General features: G+C 70.4%; 24 protein-coding genes. 18 read left to right on the top strand and 6 right to left on the bottom strand.

Translation table 11 applies throughout. The features are described from left to right. Positions 1 to 630: 630 nt before the first annotated feature. The 10 genes from GTY47_RS36155 (at position 631) to GTY47_RS36110 (ending at position 7,822) form a co-directional block, all read left to right on the top strand. Positions 631 to 1,356: a hypothetical protein gene (locus tag GTY47_RS36155; RefSeq protein WP_029181290.1), complete on the top strand. Its 726-nt coding sequence runs from the start codon at positions 631 to 633 to the stop codon at positions 1,354 to 1,356. Between the two features lie 17 nt (positions 1,357 to 1,373). Then, on the top strand, positions 1,374 to 2,276 hold the full coding sequence (locus GTY47_RS36150; RefSeq protein ID WP_010041613.1) for a hypothetical protein: 903 nt from the start codon (positions 1,374 to 1,376) through the stop codon (positions 2,274 to 2,276). After that, positions 2,273 to 3,580: an ATPase, T2SS/T4P/T4SS family gene (locus tag GTY47_RS36145; RefSeq protein WP_010041612.1), complete on the top strand. Its 1,308-nt coding sequence runs from the start codon at positions 2,273 to 2,275 to the stop codon at positions 3,578 to 3,580. The genes GTY47_RS36150 and GTY47_RS36145 overlap by 4 nt, the downstream gene beginning before the upstream one ends. Before the next feature lie 46 nt (positions 3,581 to 3,626). Beyond that, positions 3,627 to 4,577 (top strand): type II secretion system F family protein, encoded by a 951-nt coding sequence (locus tag GTY47_RS36140; RefSeq protein ID WP_010041611.1) that lies wholly within the window; start codon positions 3,627 to 3,629, stop codon positions 4,575 to 4,577. After that, positions 4,574 to 5,497, top strand: a complete 924-nt coding sequence (locus tag GTY47_RS36135; protein ID WP_010041608.1) for a type II secretion system F family protein — start codon at positions 4,574 to 4,576, stop codon at positions 5,495 to 5,497. The genes GTY47_RS36140 and GTY47_RS36135 overlap by 4 nt, the downstream gene beginning before the upstream one ends. 79 nt (positions 5,498 to 5,576) lie before the next feature. Further along, positions 5,577 to 5,828, top strand: coding sequence for a hypothetical protein (locus tag GTY47_RS36130; protein WP_010041603.1), 252 nt, complete (start codon positions 5,577 to 5,579; stop codon positions 5,826 to 5,828). 151 nt (positions 5,829 to 5,979) lie between these two features. Then, on the top strand, positions 5,980 to 6,357 hold the full coding sequence (locus GTY47_RS36125; protein ID WP_231911241.1) for a TadE family protein: 378 nt from the start codon (positions 5,980 to 5,982) through the stop codon (positions 6,355 to 6,357). Then, on the top strand, positions 6,357 to 6,791 hold the full coding sequence (locus GTY47_RS36120) for a TadE/TadG family type IV pilus assembly protein (RefSeq protein ID WP_010041599.1): 435 nt from the start codon (positions 6,357 to 6,359) through the stop codon (positions 6,789 to 6,791). The genes GTY47_RS36125 and GTY47_RS36120 overlap by 1 nt, the downstream gene beginning before the upstream one ends. Further along, on the top strand, positions 6,788 to 7,258 hold the full coding sequence (locus tag GTY47_RS36115) for a pilus assembly protein TadG-related protein (protein WP_010041598.1): 471 nt from the start codon (positions 6,788 to 6,790) through the stop codon (positions 7,256 to 7,258). The genes GTY47_RS36120 and GTY47_RS36115 overlap by 4 nt, the downstream gene beginning before the upstream one ends. 336 nt (positions 7,259 to 7,594) lie before the next feature. After that, positions 7,595 to 7,822 carry a hypothetical protein gene (locus GTY47_RS36110; protein WP_010041596.1) on the top strand — a complete coding sequence of 76 codons (228 nt, stop codon included), beginning with the start codon at positions 7,595 to 7,597 and terminating at the stop codon, positions 7,820 to 7,822. A 64-nt stretch (positions 7,823 to 7,886) separates the two neighbouring features. On the opposite strand, the gene GTY47_RS36105 is transcribed toward GTY47_RS36110, so the two are convergent. The 4 genes from GTY47_RS36105 to GTY47_RS36090 all read right to left on the bottom strand — a co-directional run bounded on the left by GTY47_RS36105 (position 7,887) and on the right by GTY47_RS36090 (position 11,496). After that, entirely contained in the window at positions 7,887 to 8,243 is a 357-nt protein-coding gene (locus GTY47_RS36105; protein ID WP_029181288.1) for a hypothetical protein, read from the bottom strand. A 653-nt stretch (positions 8,244 to 8,896) separates the two neighbouring features. After that, positions 8,897 to 9,904: a hypothetical protein gene (locus GTY47_RS36100; protein ID WP_231911133.1), complete on the bottom strand. Its 1,008-nt coding sequence runs from the start codon at positions 9,902 to 9,904 to the stop codon at positions 8,897 to 8,899. A gap of 44 nt (positions 9,905 to 9,948) precedes the next feature. Further along, positions 9,949 to 10,596, bottom strand: coding sequence for a hypothetical protein (locus GTY47_RS36095; protein ID WP_010041588.1), 648 nt, complete (start codon positions 10,594 to 10,596; stop codon positions 9,949 to 9,951). Positions 10,597 to 10,740: 144 nt separating this feature from the next. Then, entirely contained in the window at positions 10,741 to 11,496 is a 756-nt protein-coding gene (locus GTY47_RS36090; protein ID WP_010041585.1) for a hypothetical protein, read from the bottom strand. 852 nt (positions 11,497 to 12,348) lie between these two features. Here GTY47_RS36090 and GTY47_RS36085 point away from each other — a divergent pair. The 4 genes from GTY47_RS36085 (at position 12,349) to GTY47_RS36070 (ending at position 17,816) form a co-directional block, all read left to right on the top strand. Further along, complete coding sequence (locus GTY47_RS36085; protein ID WP_029181287.1) at positions 12,349 to 15,333, top strand: BTAD domain-containing putative transcriptional regulator; 2,985 nt, start codon at positions 12,349 to 12,351, stop codon at positions 15,331 to 15,333. Then, a complete protein-coding gene (locus tag GTY47_RS36080; protein ID WP_010041581.1) occupies positions 15,330 to 16,058 on the top strand; it encodes an A24 family peptidase in 729 nt (242 codons plus the stop codon). Before GTY47_RS36085 ends, GTY47_RS36080 begins: the two co-directional genes overlap by 4 nt. A 94-nt stretch (positions 16,059 to 16,152) precedes the next feature. Then, positions 16,153 to 17,352 carry a cyclic dehypoxanthinyl futalosine synthase gene (gene mqnC / locus GTY47_RS36075; RefSeq protein WP_010041580.1) on the top strand — a complete coding sequence of 400 codons (1,200 nt, stop codon included), beginning with the start codon at positions 16,153 to 16,155 and terminating at the stop codon, positions 17,350 to 17,352. Positions 17,353 to 17,369: 17 nt separating this feature from the next. Continuing rightward, positions 17,370 to 17,816 (top strand): hypothetical protein, encoded by a 447-nt coding sequence (locus tag GTY47_RS36070; RefSeq protein WP_010041578.1) that lies wholly within the window; start codon positions 17,370 to 17,372, stop codon positions 17,814 to 17,816. Between the two features lie 30 nt (positions 17,817 to 17,846). On the opposite strand, the gene GTY47_RS36065 is transcribed toward GTY47_RS36070, so the two are convergent. Further along, positions 17,847 to 18,875, bottom strand: coding sequence for a chitinase (locus GTY47_RS36065; RefSeq protein ID WP_010041576.1), 1,029 nt, complete (start codon positions 18,873 to 18,875; stop codon positions 17,847 to 17,849). 296 nt (positions 18,876 to 19,171) lie between these two features. Between GTY47_RS36065 and GTY47_RS36060 the strand changes: the two genes are divergently transcribed. The 4 genes from GTY47_RS36060 to GTY47_RS36045 are packed head-to-tail and all read left to right on the top strand — an operon-like array spanning position 19,172 to position 23,572. Next, complete coding sequence (locus GTY47_RS36060; protein WP_086012529.1) at positions 19,172 to 19,543, top strand: hypothetical protein; 372 nt, start codon at positions 19,172 to 19,174, stop codon at positions 19,541 to 19,543. Between the two features lie 14 nt (positions 19,544 to 19,557). Beyond that, entirely contained in the window at positions 19,558 to 21,768 is a 2,211-nt protein-coding gene (locus GTY47_RS36055; protein WP_010041572.1) for a glycosyltransferase, read from the top strand. Beyond that, the gene (locus tag GTY47_RS36050; protein WP_010041569.1) at positions 21,768 to 22,880 is read left to right on the top strand and encodes an acyltransferase; all 1,113 of its coding nucleotides are present in this window, start codon (positions 21,768 to 21,770) and stop codon (positions 22,878 to 22,880) included. The genes GTY47_RS36055 and GTY47_RS36050 overlap by 1 nt, the downstream gene beginning before the upstream one ends. Further along, positions 22,877 to 23,572 (top strand): demethylmenaquinone methyltransferase, encoded by a 696-nt coding sequence (locus tag GTY47_RS36045; protein ID WP_010041567.1) that lies wholly within the window; start codon positions 22,877 to 22,879, stop codon positions 23,570 to 23,572. The genes GTY47_RS36050 and GTY47_RS36045 overlap by 4 nt, the downstream gene beginning before the upstream one ends. A 3-nt stretch (positions 23,573 to 23,575) precedes the next feature. Here GTY47_RS36045 and GTY47_RS36040 read toward each other — a convergent pair whose 3' ends face one another. Continuing rightward, on the bottom strand, positions 23,576 to 23,908 hold the full coding sequence (locus GTY47_RS36040) for a PASTA domain-containing protein (RefSeq protein ID WP_078602861.1): 333 nt from the start codon (positions 23,906 to 23,908) through the stop codon (positions 23,576 to 23,578). Positions 23,909 to 23,932 lie beyond the last annotated feature (24 nt).

Genomic DNA, 23,932 nt, shown 5'->3' with positions numbered 1-23,932 from the left:
GCAGGGGATGACGCACCGTGGCCTGTGCTGGTCGAACGATGGGCGGGGCTTGAGAGGGAGATGGGGCTGGTTTTGCCGGTGCTTGGGGGGGAAGGGAGCGCGGGTCGGACGCGGCGCCGTGCGGTGAGGACCGGGACGGGTACCGGTGGCCTCGGGCCGGGATGGCGACGACCGGGATCAGGGACGCCGCCGCGCTCTGCTGAAGCCGCTGTCCCGCGCCCGACAGCCGCTGCGCGCCCTCGACTTCGTGAGTGAATCGTGCAGGCATGATGGCCGACAGGTGACGGACGACCGGATCGCCGGTGACGGTTGGAGCGGTCGCGGATTCGCTGGCGCACAGGTGGTTTCCCGTTGCGGCTCGGTTCCCGACAGGCGTGCGTGGGCGGGAAGTTGCAGATGGGTAACGGCCCGCGGCGTGGGGTCCGAGAGGCCGGACGCGCCTTGAGGGGCTTATGTGCGGCTGATACGGTGCGATGGCTTGACACTCACCCTCAGTGCTGGCTATTTGCCCAGGTCGGGCGGGTACGTCCGGCCCGTTCCGCGCGTCTCCGTGCGGGGAGGCGCGGGTGAAGTGTCCACATCTGAAGGCAAATTGACAGACATATTCTTGGGTGTACGGGGAGCGGTTGCGTGAAGATCCAAGAGCGTACGGGGGCGGGCGCCGGTCGTTCCGCCGCTCCGGCTCAGCCGCCGGTCGGTGACCGGCTTCCCACACCACCTCGCGAGCGCAAACCGGCACTGGCGGCGCTCGCCGTGCTGCTCATCCTGGTGGGTGCGCTGGGGGCGACGATGCTCGTGCTCCAGGCCGGTGACCGCATCGAGGTCGTCAAGGTGACGCAGGAGGTCCAGGCCGGCGAGTCCCTCAAGGACTCCGACGTGACCTCCGTCATGGTCGCCAAGGACGAAAGCATCCACTACGTCGAGTGGTCGCAGCTGAAGACCATCCAGACCTACAAGGCCAAATCCACGATCTACCCGGGCACCCTCGCGGTCGGTGAGATGTTCGCCAAGAAGGCGAGCCTGCCCGCGGGCAAGGCCTCCGTCGGTCTCGCCCTCAAGGAGGGCCAGTACCCGTCGGACATCAAGGCCGGTGACGTCGTCTCCGCCTACCGCGTCGGCACCAGCGGCGCCGGCTCGAACAACTCCGGCGACAGCACCGGCTCGGGCGGCACCTCGTCCTCCGGCGGCGCCCTCGTCGAGAACGCGCGCGTGAACGCCGTCGAGGACGAGAGCGACGCCACCGTGAGCACCGGCAACCTCTCGCTCACCCTCCTCGTCGACCAGGCCGACGCGGCCGCGCTCGCCTCGGCGGCGGCCGCGAACGAGGTCGCCATCGTGCACGTCCCCGGCAACTAGAAGGCGGCACCCGACCCATGGCGCTCATCGCTCTCGCCGCCGACAAGGGTTCCCCCGGCGTCACCACCGCGGCCGTCGCCCTCGCGGCGGTCTGGCCGCGGCGCGTCCTGCTCGCCGAGACGGACCCGGCGGGCGGTGACCTCGTCTACCGCAGTGCCGCCGCGCACGGCGGACCGCTCAACCCCAACACCGGCATGCTGTCCATCGCCGCCACCGCGCGCCGCGGACTCGTACCGGACCAGCTCTGGGACCACGTCCAGCCGCTCAGCGGGGGACTGGAGGTGCTCGTCGGGCTCGGGATCGCCGAGCAGGCCGCCGGGCTCGCGGGGCTCTGGCCCACCCTCGGGCACGCCTTCGCCTCCCTCGCCGACTCCCCGAACGCCGCCGCCGACGTCATCGCCGACTGCGGACGCATCAGCGGGGACACCCCTGCCGTCGAGCTGTTCCCGCACGCCTCCCTCGTGCTGCTGCTCTCCCGTACCGAGCCGGAGGCGATCGCCCGGGTGCGTGACCGTGCCGCGGCGCTCGCCGGCAAGCTGCACGGCGGACCGCGCGGTGCCGCGAGCCTCGCCAACCCGGTGATCGGCGTCGTCCTGATCGCCGACACCGGTAACGCCGGCAAGCTCGCCTCGCAGGTCAACGACATGCTCGTGCACGCCCAGACCGGCGCCCGCGTGGTCGGCACCATCGCCGACGACCCGGCCGGCGCCGACCAGTTGGCCGGCCGCAGGCGCGGCCGTCTCGACAAGTCGCTGCTGATCCGCTCGGCCCGCAAGGTCGCCGCCGACCTCTACCAGCAGTACGGCGCCGCCTGGGCCGCCTCCGCCCAGGCGAACCAGGCCCACCAGGTGCAGCAGGCCCACCACGTCCAGCACAACCACCCGGGCCAGATGCAGGGCCACGCGGGGGCCGGCACATGACCGCTGTCGACCACCAGTTGGTCAAGCGGTTCCGTCAGGACGCCGGCGACCGCATCGCCGAACAGCGTCGTCAGGACCAGATCAACAACGTCACTCCGATGTCCACGGAGGACGAACGGCAGTACGCCCGCGCCGTCATAGCCCAGATCCTGGAGGAGTACGCCCGCGCCGAGATCAACGCGGGCCGTACCCCGCTGGACGCCGAGACGGAGGAGCAGTACGCGGCCGCCGTGCACGCGGCGCTGTTCGGCGTCGGCCGGCTCCAGCCGCTGCTGGACAACCCCGAGGTCGAGAACATCGACATCAACGGGTGCGACCAGGTGTTCGTCGGCTACGCCGACGGGCGCGAGGTGAAGGGCGACCCGGTCGCCGAGACCGACGAGGAGCTCATCGAGCTCATCCAGGTCCTCGGTGCCTACTCGGGTCTGTCCTCGCGTCCCTTCGACTCCGCCAACCCGCAGCTCGACCTGCGGCTGCCCGACGGTTCGCGTCTGTCGGCCGTCATGGACGTGGCGAGGCGCCCCGCGCTGTCCATCCGCCGTGCGCGCATGGGCAAGGTGTTCATCTCGGACCTGGTCGGCAACGGCACGCTGACCCCCGAGGTCGCCCACTTCCTGGCCTGCGCGGTCCGCGCCCGCAAGAACATCATGATCGCCGGCGCCACCAACGCCGGTAAGACCACGCTCCTGCGCGCCCTCGCCAACGAGATCCCGCCGCACGAGCGCCTCATCACCGTCGAGCGCGCCCTGGAGCTCGGGCTCGACACCTTCCCCGACCTGCACCCCAACGTCGTCGCCTTCGAGGAGCGCCTGCCCAACTCCGAGGGCCAGGGCGCCATCTCCATGGCGGAACTGGTGCGCCGCTCGCTCCGTATGAACCCCTCCCGCGTCATCGTCGGTGAGGTCCTCGGCGACGAGATCGTCACCATGCTCAACGCGATGTCGCAGGGCAACGACGGCTCGCTGTCCACGATCCACGCCAACAGCTCCAGCGAGGTCTTCAACCGTATTTCCACCTACGCGTTGCAGGCCTCCGAGCGGCTGCCCATCGAGGCCAGCCAGATGCTGATCGCGGGCGCGGTGAACTTCGTGGTCTTCATCCAGCGGCGCAACAACTTCGGCAACGGCGGCCGCCTCCAGCGCATGGTCACCTCCGTCCGCGAGGTCAACGGCGTCGACGGACGCGTCCTGTCCAGCGAGGTGTTCGCGGAGGCCCCCGACGGCCGGGTCGTGCCGCACGCCCCCCTAGCCTGCCTGGAGGAACTGATGGCACACGGCTACCGGCCGTCCGGGACCTGGGGGTGAGCCGGGGGTGAACACGACTCTCGCAGCAATCGGCTCCCTCGGTTCCATGGGCGGCCTGTTCTCCACCACCGTCCTGTACTCGATAGGAAGCGGCGTCGCCGTCGGCGGCGGCCTCGCCCTCCTCCTCGTCGCCGTACGCGGGCTGCCCGTCAAGCCCGACCACGAGAAGCAGAAGGCCGCCGAGCGGGCGAGCGAACTCATCCGCTTCGCCGGCCAGCGCGGCTCGCTCGCCGCCATCGTCGGCCTGGTCGTCCTCGTCCTCACCCGCTGGGCCGTCGCCGGCATCGCGGCCGGTGTCCTCGTCTTCTTCTGGGACCGCCTGTTCGGCGGCGCCGGTGAGGAACGCGCCGCCATGCGCCGCGTCGAGGCCCTGGCCTCCTGGACGGAGTCCCTGCGCGACACCATCGCCGGCGCCGTCGGCCTGGAGCAGGCCATCCCGGCCTCCGCCCGCGCCGCCGCCCCCGTCCTGCGCCCCCACCTCGACGCCCTCGTCGACCGCCTGCGCGCCCGCACCCCGCTGCCCGAGGCGCTCCAGCACCTCGCCGACGAGATCGACGACGCCTCCGCCGACATCATCGTCGCGGCCCTGATCCTCAACGCCCGCCTGCGCGGACCCGGTCTGCGCCAGGTCCTCGGCGCCCTGGCCAAGTCGGCGCGCGAGGAAGTGGACATGCGGCAGCGGGTGATGGCGCAGCGCGCCTCGACCCGGCGGTCCGTGCAGATCGTCGTGGCGGTCTCGATCGCCTTCGTCCTCGGCCTGTCGATCTTCAACCGTGACTTCGTGGAGCCGTACGGCACCGCCGTCGGCCAGCTCGTCCTGGCCTGTGTCTGCGGCCTGTTCGCGCTCGGCTTCTGGTGGCTGCGCAAGCTGTCCACCATCGAGACGCCCGAACGCTTCCTGGTCCGGGACGAGGCAGCTGTCCAGTTCGTGCGTCCCAGGACGCCGTCGCAGCAGCCTCAGCAGCAGCTGCCGCAGGAAGAGGGGGCACGCCGGTGAACCTCACGATGCCGCTCGTCGTCGGCGCCGTCTTCGGCCTGGGCGTCTACGCCCTGATACGCGCCCTCATGCCCAGCAAGCGGAGCGCGATCTCGCAGGTCGCCCGGATCGACGCGATGCGGGCACGCGGCTCGGCGTACGAGTCGGCGCGCACCGAGCCGGACAAGGGACGCTTCGGCGCCCTGCGGGCCGAAGTGGGCCTGCGGGTGTCCGAGTTCTACCTCCAGCAGGGGTGGGAGCAGCGCTCGCTGCGCGCCGACCTCGCGGTCCTGGACCGCAGCTGGGAGAAGTTCCTGGCGACGAAGGTGCTGCTGGGTGTGGCGGGCCTGTTCTTCGGCCCGTTCCTGTTCGCCATCGTCTACACGCTGGGCGTCGGCCGGAGCCCGATCATCCCGGTGTGGCTGGCGCTGCTCTTCGCGGTCGTCTTCTTCTTCCTGCCCGACCTGGAGGTAAGGCGAGACGCGGCCGAGAAGCGGCGCGACCTGCGGCGCGTGATCGGCGCGTACCTCGACCTGGTGTCGATGAGCCTCGCCGGCGGACGCGGTCTGCCGGAGGCCCTGATGGCGGCGGCCGAGATCTCCGACGGCTGGGCCAACCAGCGCATCCGCAACGCCCTGTCCGACGCCCGCATCACCGGCCTCAGCCAGTGGCAGGCGCTCGGCCAGCTCGGCGAGGAACTCGGGGTCGAGGAACTCAAGGACCTCTCCGCCTCCCTGGCCCTGGTCGCGGACGACGGTGCCAAGGTGCGCGAGTCCCTCGCGTCCCGGGCCGAGACCATGCGGCACCGCGAGCTCGCCGAGATCGAGGGCAGCGCGGGTGAGAAGTCCCAGTCGATGCTCGTGGCGCAGCTGCTGCTGTGCGCAGGGTTCCTGGTGTTCCTGATCTTTCCGGCGGCGATGCGGGTGTTCCAGGTGCAGTGAGCCGTGCAGCGAGCCGTGCAGTGAGCCACCTTCACAACTCCAGAACCTCCGTGAACCGATTTCGAAAGGACAAGACGTCATGAACGGACGTAACTTCCACACCGGCATCCCGGCCGTGGACTTCCTGGTCACCTTCCTCCAGGCCCGTACCGAGCGCGCCCGCTCCGGCGAACTGGACCGCGGTGCCTCCGCGGTCGAGTGGGTCATCATCTCGGCGGTCGTCGTGGCGATCGTCGGTGTCGTGGCCGCCATCATCAACGCCGCGCTGAGCGAGGGCGCCAACAAGGTCGGCGACTGCATCAAGGGCGCGGACGCGGGCAAGACCTGCTGATTCGTCACAGGGACGGTCGCAGGGGCAGTCACACGGACAGTCGTTCGTACGGACAACGGGATTCACGGGGATGCTGGCGGACGTGAGCAGACGGATACGCCGCAGGGTGCGGGCCGCGCGGAGAGCGGCGGCCGCCCGCGGTGACTCCGGCATGACCGCGATCGAGTTCGTGCTGCTCACCCCCGTACTGTTCTTCATGATCTTCGCGACCGTGCAGTTCGCCCTGTACTTCTTCGCCGACCACGTCGCCCAGGCGGCGGCCCAGGCGGGAGCGCGCAAGGCGCGTGCCACGGCCGACGAACAGCCGGGCGCGTGGCGGGGCGAGGCCCAGGACGTGGTGGACAGCTACATCCGCCAGCTGGGCCCGCAGCTCGTGCTGGCGCCGGACGTGAAGATGCTCCAGCCGGACCAGAACACGGTCGGTGTGGAGATCGCGGCCCGGGTGCCGACGGTGTTCCCGGGGCTGGACCTGACGGTGCACGCGCAGTCGGCCGGCCCGGTGGAGCGGTTCGTACAGGAGGAGAACTGATGACTCTCCCTCCCCCCGCGCTCCGGAAAGACAGCCGGCGGGCGGACGACCAGGGCCTGTCCACGGTCGAGGTCGTGATCCTCGCACCGGTGATGATCCTTTTCATCCTCGTCCTGGTGGCCTTCGGCCAGCTCGTCGACGGCCGCGGGGCGCTCGACGGAGCGGCTCGGGACGCGGCCCGCGCGGGCTCGATCCAGAAGGACCACGCCACCGCCATGGCCGAGGCCAAGAAGGCCGCCGAGGCGAACCTGACGGACGTCTGCTCCGGCCCCGTGTCGGTCGTCCAGACGAGCCAGGGCTTCGAGCCCGACACCATCTTCACGGTCGAGGTGAGCTGCCAGGTGCGGGGCCTCGCCATGCTCGGCCTCGACGTCCCGACGACGCTGTCGGCGAGCTTCAGCTCCCCGCTCGACCCGTTCCGGAGGTCGGCGTGAGACACCTCCCGCCCTACTGGCGATCGTGGTGGGCGGCCCGTCGCGCACACCTGGACGACCGTGGCTCCGGCGCCGGTGCGGTCATCATCTTCGCGCTGGTCTTCCTCTCCCTCTCCGCGTTCGTGATCGACGGCGGCCTGTCCATCTCCAAGCGGGAACGGGCGGCGGACATCGCGGAACAGGCGGCGCGCTACGCCGCCCAGGACATCGACCGCGAAGCCCTCTACGACAACGAGGGCGGCCCCGCTCCGATCAACTACGAGAACTGCAACGCCCGCGTGAAGGCCTTCGCCCGCGAGATGGACATGACGGGCGCGGACATCGCGGCCACCCACTGCGTGGCGGCTAACGCCCAGCAGGTGCAGGTCGAAGTGCAGCTCACCTACTCCCCGGTCTTCACGGGCATGTTCTACGGCGGCGACGTGGTCGTCCACGGGCAGGCGGTGGCGGAGAACGAGGTCGGCTGAAAGCCGGCCGAGTCGTCCCCCTGGATCCAGTCGGTGAACCGGTGATCCGGAACATTCCACGGATCTGCACACCGTTCACCGCGAGGTCGTGAGAAACCACCGGGGGAACTGAGAACCACTCGCTCACCCCGTCGTGCATTGCACTCCGGTACCGCACCGTGGCAGAACCTGTGAAGGCGACGGGTATTCCGTTGACCGAATGGTCACACTCATGAATTGGGTCACCGAAATCCGTCGCACCCCGATAAGCACTGACTGGCCGACCCTTCTCCCGACGTGCTTTGATCAGTCGCGCTCGAGCACTTCGAATTAATGAAACGAAGGGAACCGCCCTCCATGGCCTTCACCCCGCAGATCGAGACCGCCCACATGTCCGACGCCGAGCTGGACACCATCGCCGGCGGCCAGGCGGGCGGCACCGCGGGTGCCGGCGCCGCAGCCGGTCTCTACGTCGAGACGTCGGCCGCCGGCGTCACCACCGGTGTGGGCGGCGGCGTGGGCCTCGCCGTCTCGCCCGAGGGCATCGCGGCGGACCTGCACCTCAACGCCGCGGTCGCTTCCTGACCTCAGGCACACGAAAGGCCCCGGATCTCAGGATCCGGGGCCCTTTCACGTCAGGGGCGCGGCCTCACTTGCTGCTGCCGCCGCCCCCTTTACCGCCCTTCCCGCCCCGCTTGTCCTCGGTCTTCATGGCGTCGTTGGCCTTCTTGGCCAGCTCGTCATCAAGCTTCTTGAACTCCCGGACCACGGCATCGGACATACTCGCCAGCGCATCGAGCTGCTGCGTGATGTCCTCGCGCCCGTCCTCCCAGTTGGACTCGAAATCCCCGAGCGCGTCATTGACACTGCCGTCGCCGATGTCGTCCCTGTAGGACTCGAAAAGCTTCTTGGTGTGATTCAGCCGGGTCTTGATGGAACGAAGCCGGCGCCCGTAGCTCTCCAACTCGGTCAACGGGAGCGCGAGGTCGCTCTTGCCCTTGCCCATCTGGCAGCCCCCCAACGTCCCAACGTTCTGATCCACCAGCACCGTACCCCTAGTCGATCTTTCCGTCGAACGATTGTGCCTTGTAAGTTCACGTGTGCATACGGTTGTTGACGTTGATGCGCGTGTGACTGGGGTTGCGGTATGGCGGGGTACAGGCCTGCGGACTGGCATGTCCTGGACTTGGACAAGGATCCGGACCCCGGGTGACCCGCAGCGGGTGCGCACGCTTGCGAAGCATCTTCACGATCGGCCGACACGTGGGTGACGCGGGCCGGCAATGGGTGACAAGCAGCTGACGAACCGTGCCGGTGCCTGTGCTTCCGGCGATGAGCGCGGAAGTGCGGGTCGGCCGACACCTGGAAATCATCCTGGATGCTCCGAACGGCTGCTGCTTCCTGGGGCGAAGTGCGCGTGATGGGGCCCTTCGACCATGACCCGCGGTGCAGATTCAGGCCCTGGGGGATGACTTCGACGTCGTCGTCATCCTCAGGGACCAGAAAACGGTCAACGCCGTCGAAGTCTCGGCTCCCGAGGAGGAAGACTCATACCTGCGTGTCATGTGGCGTGGATTTCACGGCGGCCCCGGTCTCGAACGAGAACCCGTACGTCTGACCGCACTGTGGCCACTCGCCGTTGGTAGGTGCGGCATCGAGTCAGCGATTGATCGACTGGATCTCCTGGACGTTCATGTCCTGCGTGGTCTCGAAGGTGCCGTCGGGCAGGTCGCCGCCGGTGCCGTCGGAGCCTTCCCAGGTGATCTGCCAGGTGACGCTGGCGGAGAGGTGGTACGGGGTGCCGTTGGTGGCGCGGAGGTAGCGGATGCCGCAGGGCGGGGTCTTGTCGGCGTCGCCCTTGGTGTACGGGGTGCCGATCGAACCGTCCTCGTTGATCTCGCAGTCGCCGGAGGCGGGGAAGGTCTCGGCGTCCTCGGTGCCGGGCTCCAGGTGGAGGGCGATCGGCTTGGCGGTCGTCTCCGCCCACAGGCCCGTTCCGGGGAGCTCGGCGCGGACCTTGACCTCCTTGAAGGTGCCCTTGTCCAGCCACACCCAGGTCGGCAGGTTCACGGTCGACCTGGCAGCCGGCTTCAACTCCACCTCGGTCTCGGGGACCTTGACCTTGTTGTAGGCGTAGTCGGCGAGGGTTTCCGGAGTGGGGGCGTTGGGGTCGTCGGGGATCTCGCCGGCGTCCTGCCAGAACATGAGCCGACTGCACAGTGAGGTGTCGTCGACCTCGCTGACGTTGGGAGAGACTCCACGCCAGAAGTAGCCGTCCTTACCGAGGTTGTAGTTCTTGTAGCCCTTCACCGTGCTGGGTGTGCCGAAGTAGTTGGCGGCGTCCTTCTCGTCCTTGAAGTGGTCGGTCCAGAGCTTCGAGCCGATCCAGCCCTGGCGGAGGGCGACGTCGCCCTTGCCGTCGTTCTCCGAGAAGTTCTTCAGTTGCTCGGGCGTGAAGACCGGCTCGTACCAGCAGGGCGGCGGCTCCCAGTTCACGTCTGTCGATGAGAGGGTGCCCTGCTTGCCGCCGGTGGGGCCGCTCGTCTGCGTGACCTGGATCCGGGACTGCTTGGCGGAGGCGGACAGTTCGTTGCCGTTGGCCTCGCCTCGCGTGTCCGAGCCGGCGCCTCCGAACGCGCCGGCGGGCGTCGAGCCCAACAGAGCCACGACAAGTGACGTGGCGATCACGGGTATGGCTCGGTACTGTGACCTCACTTGGAGCAGGCCCCTCGCTCGGAGTGCACCGACGCGTTCTGCCACACGCCCTGCTCGTTCTTCGCCAGGGAGACCGAGTAGAGGACGTAGGGGTCCGTGCCTGCCGGGTTCCCCTCGGCCTTGTTGGTTGCACGGTTCCTGGTCTTCGCCTCGCTCTCGTCCGTGCAGTAACTGAGCGATGCTCCCTTGCCGGTCTTGGCAAGGTTGACCTTGGGGTTGAAGGTGGGCAGCTTGCCGATGACGGTGAGGTTCTTGTCCGTGTAGGACCTGATCCACTCCTTGGTCTGCCCGCGGACCCCTTCTGTGTCATAGAAGGCGACGGCCTCGCTATCGGGGTCGTTCTCGATGATCGCCGCGTACCCTGCCCGGATTTCCTCCTTGGCGTCGTTGAGTACGGCCTGCTCGACGGGGTCGCTGCTCGTCCAGTTCTCGAAGGTCAGCTGGAAGCTGCTGGGAAGCTTGATCACGGGGCGCTTGACCTCGGGCGCCGCAGACGACGAAGCGGAGGCCGACGGGCTGCTCGGCCCGCTGTCCGCCCCCTTGATGTCGTCCGACTGCGAATCGCCACCCCCACAGCCGGTCAGGAGCAGCGCCGCTGTCGCGGTCAGCGTGACGGCAGTGGTGGTCAGAGCGCGGCGTGCCACGGTTCGTCTCCCCCGGGTGTTCGGCGTGTGCGGCAGAGAACGAAGCTATCAGGGGCCGGTAATGGGCTTTTGAGAGGCAGCGGTGGATTGTGTGGGGGAGGTGAGGAATGTGGCGTGGCGGTTGCGAACGACGTGGGAGCCGGGTCAGCGGTTGATCGACTGGATTTCCTGGACGTTCATGTCCTGGGTCGTTTCGAAGGTGCCATCCGGAAGGTCGCCGTTCGCGCCGCCCGTGCCTTCCCACGAGACGCTGGCCTTCAACTGGTACGGCTCACCGTTCGTGGCGCGCAGGTACCTGATGCCGCAAGGCGGCGTCTTGTCGGCGTCGCCCTTGGTGCCCTTGTCCAGCCACACCCACGTCGGCAGGTTGACCGTCGACCTTCCCTCCGGCTTCAGCTCGATCTCCGTGTCCGGGACCTTGACCCTGTCGTAGGCGTACTCGGCGAGCGTCTCGGGCGTGGGGGCGTTCGGCACGTCGCGGATCTCGCCGGCGTCCTGCCAGAACATGACGCGTTCGCAGTCGTACGAGTCCGGGTCCTCGAGGTCGCGGGCTACGCCGCGCCAGAAGTAGCCGTCCTTGCCGAGGTTGTAGGCGTCGTAGCCCTTGCGGGTGATGAGGGAGCCGTCCTCGTAGTTGTAGGCGTCCTTGCCGTCCCGATAGTGATCCGTCCACAGCTTCTGGCCGCCCCAGGACGCGTGGGGGCTGACATGTCCGAGGGCGAGTCCTGGGTGCCCTGCTTGCCACCGGTGGGGCCGCTCACCTGACTGACCTTGAGGTGGGAGGACGTGACGGAAGCGGAGAGTTCCTGGTTGTTCGCGTTGCCCGACGGGCTCGAACTCGGCGAAGGGCTGGTCGTGTTGCCGGTGAGGTCGTTTGCCTGAGCGGCTCCGGCAGCCCACAGAACCGCCGCCGTGCCCACGGCGGCACCCCGAAGCGCCGTCCGCCGTGAAGGCACCCTCACCGGCATTCCTTCGCCTTGCCGATGACCTCGATGTTCGCGGTCCGCCAGACTTCGGAGCCTCCGGACGGGGGCACCATGAGCAACCTGAACTTCTGGAAGCTGTCCGGGTTCTCGTCCGTGTAGTGGACCTTCCCGGTCTTGGTTTCCTTGCTGTAGGGCTTGGCCTGGTTCCTGCAGAACGGTTCGGATCCTGCTCGGCGATGCCGTGCTTCAGCGCGCGGATGTAGTTCTCGGCGTCGGTGAGCGCTGCCGCGTGCTTCGCGTCGGACGGCTGGTCGAAGTCGAAGACCAGCTTGAAGTCCTTCGGCACGCTGACGGCCGGGCGGTCAAGTCCCGCCGAGTCGGACGCGGATGGCGGCGGGCTCCTTGTGTCTGAGTCCGCCCCCTTGGTGCCGTCCGGCGACTCGCCTTCGCTGCCCCCGCCGCATGCGGTGAGCGGAAGTGCCGCCATCGCGGCGAGCGCGGCGGGCCACGGATTCTCCCCCCGAGGTTCGGCATGTGCAGCAGGGAACGAAGCCATCAGCGGTTGATCGTGGCCTCTGAGCAGCCACGACGGATTGTGCAGGGCGCGTGAGGAGTATGCGTGGCAGTCGCGAAGGGGGCCCTCCCGGCTGCTCGGTCGCAGGGGCAACCGCAGGCGAGCAGCGGCGCAAATCGGACGTCAACGGCGTTCGTTCCCTGCGGCCTTCGACGACCTCAATGAGAGTCAATAAGATCTCTGTAGGCTCAGCACACCTCTCGCCCCGCAGTTCGCCTCACGGCACTCACACACGACCCCAGGACACCCGCCATGCCGCGACGCCGCACCTCAAGCTCGTCAAGCTCGACGGGAAGTACGACGGGAACGACGGCTCCGAGGAACCGGACGCCGCAGCCGGTGAGGGTGCAGCGGCGGTCGTTCGGGGACTTCGTCAAGGCGTTCTTCGCGTTCGTCGCCCTGGCCGTTCTCCTCGTCGGCGTGCCGGGCGCGCTGGCCACGCAGATCGGGTGGCCGTTGCCGAACGGGGTGCCGAGCCTCGACTGGCTCCAGCAAGAGATCACCGTTCAGACGTTCCTGAACATCCTCACCGTGGTGGTGTGGCTCGCGTGGGCCCAGTTCACCGCCTGCGTGCTCGTGGAGATGAAGGCCGCGCTGTCCGGTGTCGGTGTGCCGGGGCGGGTGCCGGGCGCCGGGCCCAGTCAGTTGCTCGCCCGGCAGCTCGTCGCCGCGCTGCTCCTCGTCGGCGCCACCGCGGCCAGCTTCGCGCCCGGGCTGTCGCAGCTCGGGCAGAGCGGGTACGACGCCAACCAGAAGCCCACCGTAGCCGCGGCCCAGCAGACCCCGGGCTTCTTCGCCCAGCAGCAGGAGCAGGCCGCCGACACCGCGGCCGCCCTCGCCGAGCAGGCCTCGCACGCCGCCTCGCACGCCGACGCCGGTGGCAGCACCGCCAAGCAGGGCGACACGAAGTACTACCGGATCCAGCCGCCCGAGGGACGTCACCACGACTCCCTGTGGGAGATAGCGGAGCGGCACCTCGGTGACGGGCGTCGCTACAAGGAGATCTTCGAGCTCAACAAGGACCGCATCCAGCCGGACGGGTCCAAGCTCTCCGAGGCCAGCCTCATCCGGCCCGGATGGATCATGGAGATGCCGGGCGACGCGCGCGGCGGCGAGCTCGTCGAGATGCCCGACGAGGCTCCCAACGTGTCGCCGGACGTGCAGCAGCAGATCGCCGACTACGCCCAGACGGGGGACCACGCCAAAGGCGGAGGCAGCGGTGCCCAGGGCGGCGGGCACGAGCACGCCGGTGGCAGCCCCTCCGCCTCCCAGCTGTCCCTGCCCGAGCAGCGGCCCGCCCCCGACTTGGGCCACCAGCAGGCCACCGGCGTCGACGCCGAGTCCGACAGCTCCTTCGGTCTGCCCGAAGCCCTCCTCGGCGCACCCCTCCTCGCCGCCGGTCTCCTCGGTGCCCTGGGGCGGCGGCGCCGGCAGGCGCTGTGGCAGTCGGCGTTCGGGGCCGTCGGCGGGCGGCGCGGTATGGAACCGCCCACGCCGAGCGGGGACGCGCAGGACGTCCAGGACGCGCTGCTCGTCGGGGCCGACCCCGAGGGTGTGCGGATGCTCGACCGGAGCCTGCGCGGCCTCGCCGCCTCCCTCGCCGAGGAGTCGCGGGCCCTGCCGGTCGTGTACGCGGCCTGGCTCAGCAACGGCGACCTGCACCTCCAGCTCGCCCAGCCCGCCGGGAAGCCGCCCGCCCCCTGGCAGCAGGGGCAGGACCAGACCTTCTGGATGCTGGCCCGGACGGACGCCGAGCGCTACGAGGACGTCGACACGGCCGCGCCCTACCCGGGGCTCGTCAGCCTCGGCACCATGGACGACTCGCGGCTGCTGCTCAACCTGGAGGCCGTGCCCGGCATCGTCTCCCTCTCCGGCCGGGAGGCCGACCGGGCCGCCGTCTTCGCGTCCGTCGCCGCGGAGTTGGCGACCAACGGGTGGTCCGACCGCATGACCATCACGCTCGTCGGCTTCGGTGAGGACCTGACGCCGCTCGCCCCCAGCCGGATCCGGCACCTGGAGGACGTCGAGGCGCTCGTCGAGACCATGGAGGCCGAGACACGGCAGCGGCGCGGAGCGCTGGGCGCCGCCGGGCACGACTCCGTCCTCACCGGGCGCACCGGGCCCGCCCAGCACACCCGGTGGGCCCCGCACCTGGTCCTGCTCGCCGCCCAGCCGTCCGCCGAGGACGCCGTCAAGCTCGCCGAACTCGCCGCCGACGCCAGCCGGCTCGGCATCGGCTACCTCGTCGGCACCGAGACCGGCGACCTGCCGGGCGCCGCCTGGGAGATGGAGATCACCGGCCAGGGCAAGCTGCTCGCACCCCTCCTCGGGCTCGAACTCGACGCCCAGCTGCTGCCGGTCGCGCAGCAGCGGGCCGTGGTCGAGCTGTTCGTCGAGGCGGACCCGGAGCGAGAATCCGACAGGCCCGCGAGCACCCCGCCGTTCCTCGTCGACATCAGCGAGCAGGGCCGGCCTGCCGTCTACGCCCGGCTCGTCGGGCCGTACGAGATCATCGGCCTCGACACCCCGGACGGGGAGCGCAGCGCCCTGCTGCACGAGGCGCTCGCCCTGCTGCTCCTGCACCGCGAGGGCGTGCACCCGCGCGTGCTGTCCTCCGCGCTGTGGCCGCGCGGCGTCACCGACGACGTACGGGACGCGCTCCTGGACCGGCTGCGCGACTGGCTCGGCGCCGACCCCGACGGCACGCCCCGCCTCGGCAGGGACGCGACCGGGCGGCTCACGCTCGCCAAGTCCGTCGTCTCCGACCTGGACGTGCTGCGGTCCCTCTACCACGAGGCCACGCAGGGCAAGGGCGTCGGCAGCCGGGCCGTGCGCGGGCGGCTGCTCACCGACGCGCTGGTGCTGGTGCGCGGGCCGCTGCTCGCCGACCGGCCCGAGGGCCGCTACCGGTGGCTCACCCATGAGATCGTCGACGCCCAGCTGCCGCTGCTCGTCGCGGACACCGGGCTCGCGCTGTGCGAGTTCCACATGGAGAAGAACCGCGCCGAGAAGGCCATCGAGGCCCTCAACGCGGCCCTGCGCACCGCCCCTGCCGACGAGCGCCTGTGGCACGAGCTGCTGCGCGCCACCCACGCCACCGGCGACACGTCCCGGCTGACGGCGCTCGCCACCGATCTCATCGGGCGCAGCGGGGCCCGTGGCCTGCCGCCGCGCACCGAGGCACTGCTCGACGAGCTGCTGCCGACGTGGCGCGACGCGATCGCCGCGGTGGGATGAACACCGGGGTCCTGGTCGTCGCCGCCGCGCTGTGGGGCGCGGCGGCGGGCGCGTTCCTGCCGCGCGCGGCCTATCGGTTCTCGGCCCCCTCGGGGGAGCCGTGGCGGGAGCGGTGTCCCGGCGGGCACGCCCTCAGGGGCTGGCTGGGAGGGGCCTCGTGCCCCGAGTGCGAGGAGGCCGGATACGGGCCGCGTACGGCACCGCTGGTGATCGCCACCGCCCTCGTCTGCGCCGCCCTCGCCGCCGCCACCGGCACCCGGCCCGAGATCGGCGTCTGGCTGCTGCTCGCACCCGTCGGGGTGCTGCTGACGGCCGTCGACTTCCGGGTGCGGCGGCTGCCCGACCCGCTCACCCTCCCGTTCGCCGCGGCCGCGCTCGTGCTGCTCGGCGTCACCGCGCTCGTGCCCGAGCACGCGGGGGAGTGGACGACCGCCCTGCTCGGCTCGCTCGCGCTGGGCGGCGGCTACTTCGTGCTGTTCCTCATCAACCCCGCGGGGATGGGCTTCGGCGACGTCAAGCTCGCCCTGGGCGCGGGGGCGGTGCTCGGCTGGTACGGGTGGCCGACGGTGATGCTCGGCACCTTCGCCGGGTTCCTGCTGGGCGCGCTGTACGGCGGTGCCCTCGTGGTCGCGCGGCGCGCCGGACGCAAGACGGCCATTCCCTTCGGGCCGTTCCTGATCTCCGGCGCCTTCCTCGGACTCCTGGCCGGGGCCTACGCGGCCTGACGGCCTCAGGGCCCGAAGGCCTGACGTCCAGCGGCCCGAACCGCTGGCGTACGCTGGGCTGGTCCGTCCACAACCCTTACGAAAGGGACGCCCGGTGACCGAGAAGGCCGACCTTCAGCCCATCCTCGACCGTGCAGCCGCCGGTGGGCGGATCACCCCCGACGAGGCGCTCGCGCTGTACCGGGACGCCCCGCTGCACGCGCTGGGCGCCGCCGCCGACGCCGTACGCCGCCGCAGGTACGCCGGCACCGAGCACATCGCGACGTACATCATCGAGCGCAACATCAACTACACGAACGTCTGCGTCACGGCGTGCCGGTTCTGCGCCTTCTACGCCGCCCCCAAGGACACCGACAAGGGCTGGACCCGCGACCTGGACGACATCCTGCGCCGGTGCGCCGAGACGGTCGAGCTGGGCGGCACCCAGATCATGTTCCAGGGCGGACACCACCCGGACTACGGCGTCGAGTACTACGAGAAGCACTTCGCGGCGATCAAGAAGGAGTTCCCGCAGCTGGTCATCCACAGCCTGGGGGCGTCCGAGGTCGAGCACATGGCCCGGATCTCGAAGGTGAGCGTCGAGGAGGCCATCCGGCGCATCCACGCCGCCGGGCTCGACTCCTTCGCCGGTGCCGGTGCCGAGCTGCTGCCCGAGCGGCCCCGCAAGGCCATCGCCCCGCTGAAGGAGTCCGGCGAGCGCTGGCTGGAGATCATGGAGATCGCCCACAACCTGGGCGTCGAGTCCACCTCCACCATGCTCATGGGCACCGGCGAGACCAACGCCGAGCGCATCGAGCACCTGCGGATGATCCGGGACGTCCAGGACCGCACGGGCGGCTTCCGCGCCTTCATCCCGTACACCTACCAGCCCGAGAACAACCACCTGAAGGGCCGGACGCAGGCGACCCTCTTCGAGTACCTGCGGATGATCGCGATCGCCCGGCTGTTCATGGACAACATCGCCCACATCCAGGGCTCGTGGCTGACCACGGGCAAGGAGGTCGGGCAGCTCTCCCTGCACTACGGCGCCGACGACCTCGGCTCGATCATGCTGGAGGAGAACGTCGTCTCCTCCGCGGGCGCCAAGCACCGGTCCAACCGGATGGAGATCATCGACCTCATCCGGAAGGCGGGCCGGGTCCCGGCCCAGCGCTCCACCACGTACGAGCACCTCGTCGTGCACGACGACCCGACGAACGACCCCGTCGACGACCGCGTCGTCTCGCACATCTCGTCCACGGCGATCGAGGGCGGCACGGCTCACCCCGAGCTGAAGCTGCTCGCCTCCAACTGAGCGGCGCGGAGAGGTAGTTGGAAACCATTCACACGGCCGACGCCGTCCGCGTCACCTGGGACTCCGACCCCGTCAAGGGCGGTGCCGTGGCCGTAGGACGGGACCGGATCGGTGCCGTCGGCACACTCGACGACGTCCGCGAGGCGTTCCCCCGGGCCCGGGTCCGCAGGTGGCCCGGGACCCTCGGTCCCGCCCGGGTCCACGAGGGCCCGCTCCCGGACGCCCCGAGCCCGCGCGAACGCGTCCACGAGGTGCTGAAGCTCGGCGCGGTCGCCGTCGTGGAGGAATACGTCGACTCGGCGGAGCTCCGGGCCGCCGCCGAGCGCAACGACGTCATCGTCCTGCCCGGTGCGCGCAACACCGCGATCGTCCCGACCGGCCGCGCCGACCTCGCCGTCTTCGACGACGCGGGGGAGTGCGTCGCGACGGTGTGTGCGGGGCGGCTCGTGCACCGGCGGCGCTGAGCGGAAGCCGGCCTCCGTCGACGGCCCGCGTCAGCCCGCGAACGCCTCCCCGAACGCCCCCGAACGCTGCCTCACCCCACTGCAATCGGTCGCCGGCCGGCCCGACGCGGAACCGTTCGCGCACTGCCGGTCCCGCGCGGCCGACCACATCGACACCCACCCGATGCCCTTCTCCTCGGCGAAGGCCCGAACCTCGGCCGCGTCGGCGAGCGTGAAGGTCTCGCCGTCCACGTCGTTGACGCCGATCATCGAGGTGAGCGCCATGCCCCGCCAGGCGGCCGCGTCCGAGGTGCCGAAGACCTTCTTCAGCTGGGTGTGCGCGGCCTCGGCGGCCGTGAGCGCGTAGCCGCCCATGTCTCCGTCGAACGACGTGCCGTAGTTCATCGTCATCAGGTTGACCGTGGCGACCTCCACGCCGTGGTCGTTGGCGGAGCCGAGCAGCGCCAGGCTGTCCTTGCCCAGGCCCGAGGGCATGACCGGGAGCGTGAAGGAGACCTCCACGTCCGTACGTTCCCGCTGGAGCAGCGCGATCGCCTTCGAACGCAGGGCGACGGAGCCGGAGTCGGCGAGTTCGTCGCCCTCGACGTCGAAGTCGGCCCGGGTGGCACCGGCCGCGTCGAGGGCCTCGCCGTACGCCGCCGCCAGTTCCGTCGCGCTGTCGCAGACCGCCGCGAGTTCCTTGCCGGAAGCGCCGCCGAAGGAGACCCGGACGTGGCCGCCGTCCTTCACCAGCCGCGATATCCGGGACTTCACCGCCGGGTCACCGATCGCGTGGCTGCCGTCCCAGTGCGGAGTGCAGTCGTCGCCGTCGGCCAGGACGAAGGCCAGGTTGTACGTCGTCGGGGAGCCGGCGGAGTCGGTGCCGGCGGCCTCCGTGGCGCTGACGTAGGGGGCGTACGCGGTGCCGGTCCCGGCGGGGGACGAGGTGCTGGGGGCCGCTGTTGCCGAGGGCGCCGGGCGTGCTCGGTCGACCGGTTCGGCCTGTTCGGAGCAGCCCGTGGTGACCAGGGCGAGCAGGCAGCCCAGCCCGACCGCCGCCGGTTTCCGGTGACTCCTCATGGCGCACGCTCCCGTTCTCCTGATGTCGGTGTCCGCGGTCCAAGACCAATACGTTTCCCGGCCGCAAACGTCTCACATCAATTCGGGCGCCCAGGGCGAGTTCCGCAGCCAAACGTGAGAACTCTCAGAGAAAGGACAGGTTGAGCCCTTTCTCACGGGTCTCTCACATGAAAACCCGAGTTTAGGGCACATAAACGCCTCCTAGTGTCCGGGGAATGCATTCCGAGCCTGCCATCGAAAGCCGCGTCACTCGCGGTCGCCGCCGCAAACGCGGCAACGAGTCCGCCGATGGGCCCGTGTTCGTTGACAACTCCGGACGCCGGGCCCGGCTGCTGCGCCGGATCGGCCTCCTCCTGGGGGCCGTCTGCCTCGGGTACGCGGCCGTGCTCGGCGCGGCCTTCATGGGCTGGGGCACCTCGCTCACGCCGTCGCAGTTGCTGCCGTTGGCGGGTGCGGGGCCCGCCGGTGGCGCCGGCGGCCCTGGTGGTCCCGGGGGCCCGGGAATCCGGCCCAGCGGTGTCCCGTCGGCCCCGCCGCAGGCAAGCGCCACCGCCGGTCCCACATCGGCCCCGACCACGCCCACATCCACGCCCACATCCACGTCCACGCCCACATCCACGCCTACATCCACGTCCTCGTCCACGTCCGCCTCCGCGGTCGCCGACTGACCGGGGGCCGCCGTATGTCCACGACCACCCCCTCCCGCGGCCGCCGCCGCGCCCCTTCCCGGATGGAGCGGGCCGCCGGGAAGGCCGCCGCGCTCCAGAAGCCGCGCGTCATCCTCGCCCTGCTGCTCCTGCTCGCGCTGGTCTGCGTGATGCTCCTCGACGGCTATCTGCGCGCCGAGGTCGGCGGCGACCAGCGCGTCCGGACCGGGGCCGCCTCCGACGACGTACCCGACGACGTCCTGGACGGCGGGCCGATCGTCACCTTCCGCGGCGGACGGGCCACGACCGTCTCCGTCCCGGACAAGACCATCGCCCTCACCTTCGACGACGGCCCCAACCCGACGTGGACGCCGCAGGTGCTGGCGATCCTGGAGAAGTACGACGTGCCCGCCACGTTCTTCCTGGTCGGCTCGATGGTGTCGCGCTACCCGGGCATCGTGCGGGACATGGTCAAGCAGGGCCACGAGGTGGGGATCCACACCTTCACGCACGTCGACCTGTCGTACCAGAGCGACGCCCGCGTCCGGCGCGAGATGGAGCAGACCCAGCTCGCGCTGGCGGGCGCGGCCGGCATCACGACCACCCTGTTCCGGGCGCCGTACTCCTCGGAGACGGACGCCATCGACAACTACAGCTGGCCCGTCTACGAGAAGCTCGGCCAGGACGGCTACACCAGCGTCTTCGTCGACACCGACAGCGACGACTGGAAGCGGCCGGGCGTCTCGAAGATCGTCCGGTGGGCCACGCCGGAGAAGGACAAGGGCGCGTCGGTCCTCTTCCACGACGCGGGCGGCGAGCGCTCGCAGACGATCGAGGCGCTGCCCAAGTACATCGAGGAGATGCGGGCGAAGGGCTACACCTTCACCACCATCAGCGGCGTCATGGAGCAGACGAACGCGGCCGCTCCCGGTGCTTTCGACGGACCCCGCCTCCAGGCCGCCCACCGCGAGGCCACCGGCGCCGTCCTCTACGAGGGCAAGGCCCTGGTCGCGGCCGTCGCCGTCGCCGAGTGGGCCGTGCCGGCGCTCTCCGTCGGCCTCATGGTGGTCGGCGTGGCCGTCATGGGCCGCTTCGGGATGATGCTGGTCCTCGCCCGCCGCCACCACCGGCGGCGCAACAGACGCCGCTTCAGCTGGGGGCCGACGGTCACCCGGCCGGTGAGCGTGATCGTCCCGGCGTACAACGAGAAGGAGTGCATCGCCAACACCCTCGACTCGCTGGCGCACAGCACCCACCCGATCGAGATCATCGTCGTGGACGACGGCTCGACGGACGGCACGGCGGACATCGCCGAGTCCCTCCGCATGCCGAACGTGCGCGTCATCCGCCAGGCGAACGCGGGCAAACCGGCGGCGCTGAACAACGGCGTGCGCAACGCCTCTCACGACATCGTCGTGATGATGGACGGCGACACCGTCTTCGAACCGGACACCGTACGGCAGCTCGTCCAGCCCTTCGCCGACCCGCAGGTCGGCGCGGTCGCGGGCAACGCCAAGGTCGGCAACCGCACCACCGTCATCGGCGCCTGGCAGCACATCGAGTATGTGATGGGCTTCAACCTCGACCGCCGCATGTACGACCTGCTGCGCTGCATGCCCACCATCCCCGGCGCGATCGGGGCCTTCCGGCGCGAGGCGGTGCTGGCCGTCGGCGGCATGAGCGAGGACACCCTCGCCGAGGACACCGACATCACCATCGCCCTGCACCGCGCGGGCTGGCGGGTCGTCTACCAGGAGCACGCGCGGGCGTGGACCGAGGCACCCGGATCGCTCAAGCAGCTGTGGTCCCAGCGCTACCGCTGGTCGTACGGCACCATGCAGGCGCTGTGGAAGCACCGCAAGTCCCTGACGGACAAGGGGCCTTCGGGGCGTTTCGGACGGGTCGGCATGCCGCTGGTGGTGCTGTTCCAGATCGTCACGCCGGTCTTCGCCCCGCTGATCGACCTGTTCACCCTCTACTCGATGATCTTCATCGACTTCCGGGCCGCCCTGCTCGCGTGGTGCGCGGTGCTCGGCGTCCAGCTCCTGTGCGCGGCCTACGCCTTCCGCCTGGACCGTGAGAAGTACCGCTACCTGCTGATGATGCCGCTCCAGCAGCTGGCCTACCGGCAGATGATGTACCTCGTCCTCATCCACTCCTGCGTCACCGCCCTCACCGGCGGCCGGCTGCGCTGGCAGAAGCTGAAGCGGACCGGCGAGGTCGGGACCCCGGCGGGGGCGAGCTGATGGGGGCGCACGGCAGGACGGCCGAGCGGTCGCTCCCGGAGGCCGGCGCCCGCCCGGTGAGGGACCGCTACTTCGACACCCTCCGGGCCGTCGCCCTGGTCCGTGTCGTCGCGTACCACACGTTCGGCTGGGCCTGGGCCGGGCTGGTCTTCCCCTCCATGGGGGTCATGTTCGGCCTGGCCGGGACCCTGATGGCGAGGTCCCTCCGGCGTCCCGCGCGCACGGTGCTCGGCAGCCGGATCCGCAGACTGCTGCCGCCCTTCTGGTTCTGGGGCGTGTTCGTGGTGGGCGCGATGCTGGCGCACGGCTGGATGCCGGGATGGCAGATCGTGTACTGGGTGGTGCCGCTCGGCGACCCGCCGGGCGACGCCTGGGCCGGGCAGGCCTGGGAGATCCTCTGGTACCTGCGGACCTACCTGTGGTTCGTCCTCCTCTCCCCGCTCCTGCTGAAGGTGTTCCGGCTCGCGCCCGTCCCGGTCCTGCCGGCGTCGCTCGTCCCGGTCGTCGCCCTCCGCTACGCCTGGCAGCCGCCGGACGGCCGTCTCGGCAGCACGCTCACCGACCTGGCGACGTTCCTGTTCTGCTGGCTCCTCGGCTTCGCGCACCACGACGGCGTCCTGGCCCGGCTGAAGCCCGCCGCGGTGGTCCCGCTCGCGGTGGCCGCCCTGGCCTGCGGCGGCTGGTACGCCCTGGCGCACCAGGCCGAGTACGGCACGTACGACCTCGACGAGAACCCGCTCGCGCAGGCCTTCTGGTCGGCGGGGTTCGTGACGCTGCTGATGTACGCCAAGGCCCGGTTCCGGACCGACTTCGCGGGGCTCGCCCGCTTCCGGGGGCCGGACCGCCTCGTGACCGTCTTCAACGCCCGGGCGGTGACGATCTACCTCTGGCACGAGATCGCGCTGGTCCTCGCCGTGCCGCTGATCGACCGGTTCTGGGACGTGCCCGCGTTCGAGGCCTATCTGCCGCTGGACAGCCAGTGGTTCCTGTTCGGCGTGGGCTGGGTGCTGATCGCGGTGTTCGTGCTGCTGTGCGGGTGGGTGGAGGACGTGGCGGCACGGCGGAAGCCGCGGCTTCTCCCGGGCGGGCGTACTGCAACAATGGGCCCGTGACCCGCGCATCCCTGGACAAGCAGCCGCACGAAGTCGCCTCGATGTTCGACGACGTGGCGGAACGGTACGACCTGACCAACGACGTGCTGTCCCTCGGCCAGGACCGGCGATGGCGCAAGGAGGTCGCCAAGGCGGTCGGCGCGCGCCCCGCGCAGAAGGTCCTCGACCTGGCGGCCGGCACGGGCACCTCCTCGCTGCCCTTCGCCCGCACCGGCGCCTACGTCGTCCCCTGCGACTTCTCCCAGGGCATGCTCCAGGTCGGCAAGCAGCGGCAGCCCTGGCTGCCCTACACCGCCGGGGACGCGACGCGGCTCCCCTTCAGGGACGGCACCTTCGACGCCGTCACCATCTCCTTCGGGCTGCGCAACGTGCAGGACACGGACGCCGCCCTGCGGGAGATGTACCGGGTGACCCGGCCCGGCGGGCGGGTAGTGATCTGCGAGTTCTCGCACCCCACCTGGGCGCCGCTGCGCACCGTCTACACCGAGTACCTGATGCGCGCCCTGCCGCCGGTGGCGCGGGCCGTGTCCTCCAGCCCCGACGCCTACGTCTACCTCGCCGAGTCCATCCGGGCCTGGCCCGACCAGCCCGCGCTGGCCGAGCGGCTGGGCAAGGCCGGCTGGTCGCGGGTGGCCTGGCGGAACCTGAGCGGCGGCATCGTCGCCCTGCACCGCGGCTTCAAGGAGAGCTGAACCCTACGGGGAGCTGAGGGCCATGGACGGGTCGCCGGGCTCGTCCAGCTCCCGTTGGAGACCGCCCCTGGGCGGCCTCGGGATCCGCGGCTCGTGCACGCCCCCGCCGCCCTCGCCGGGGCCGAAGTCGAACCACACGTAGACCATCGAGTCCCGCGGCACCTCGGCACCGGGGTGCGGGTACTGGCGTACGACGTAGTCGACGACGGCGAGATGGAAGTCGGGCCGGTCCGGTGCATTGAGGAGCAGGCCCTGCGTCCGGGCCGTCTCACGCGCGTCCACGGCCATCAGGCCCACCAGACGCGGTACACGCACTTCGGGTGTTTTGCGGGACATGTGCACAGATGTCACCCCCAGCGG

It is taken from the genome of Streptomyces sp. SID5464 (assembly GCF_009862985.1).
In the GTDB taxonomy this organism is placed as follows: domain Bacteria; phylum Actinomycetota; class Actinomycetes; order Streptomycetales; family Streptomycetaceae; genus Streptomyces; species Streptomyces chartreusis_D.
The sequence above is the reverse complement of the archived record's forward strand: the minus strand, read 5'-3'. Positions and strand labels throughout refer to the sequence as shown.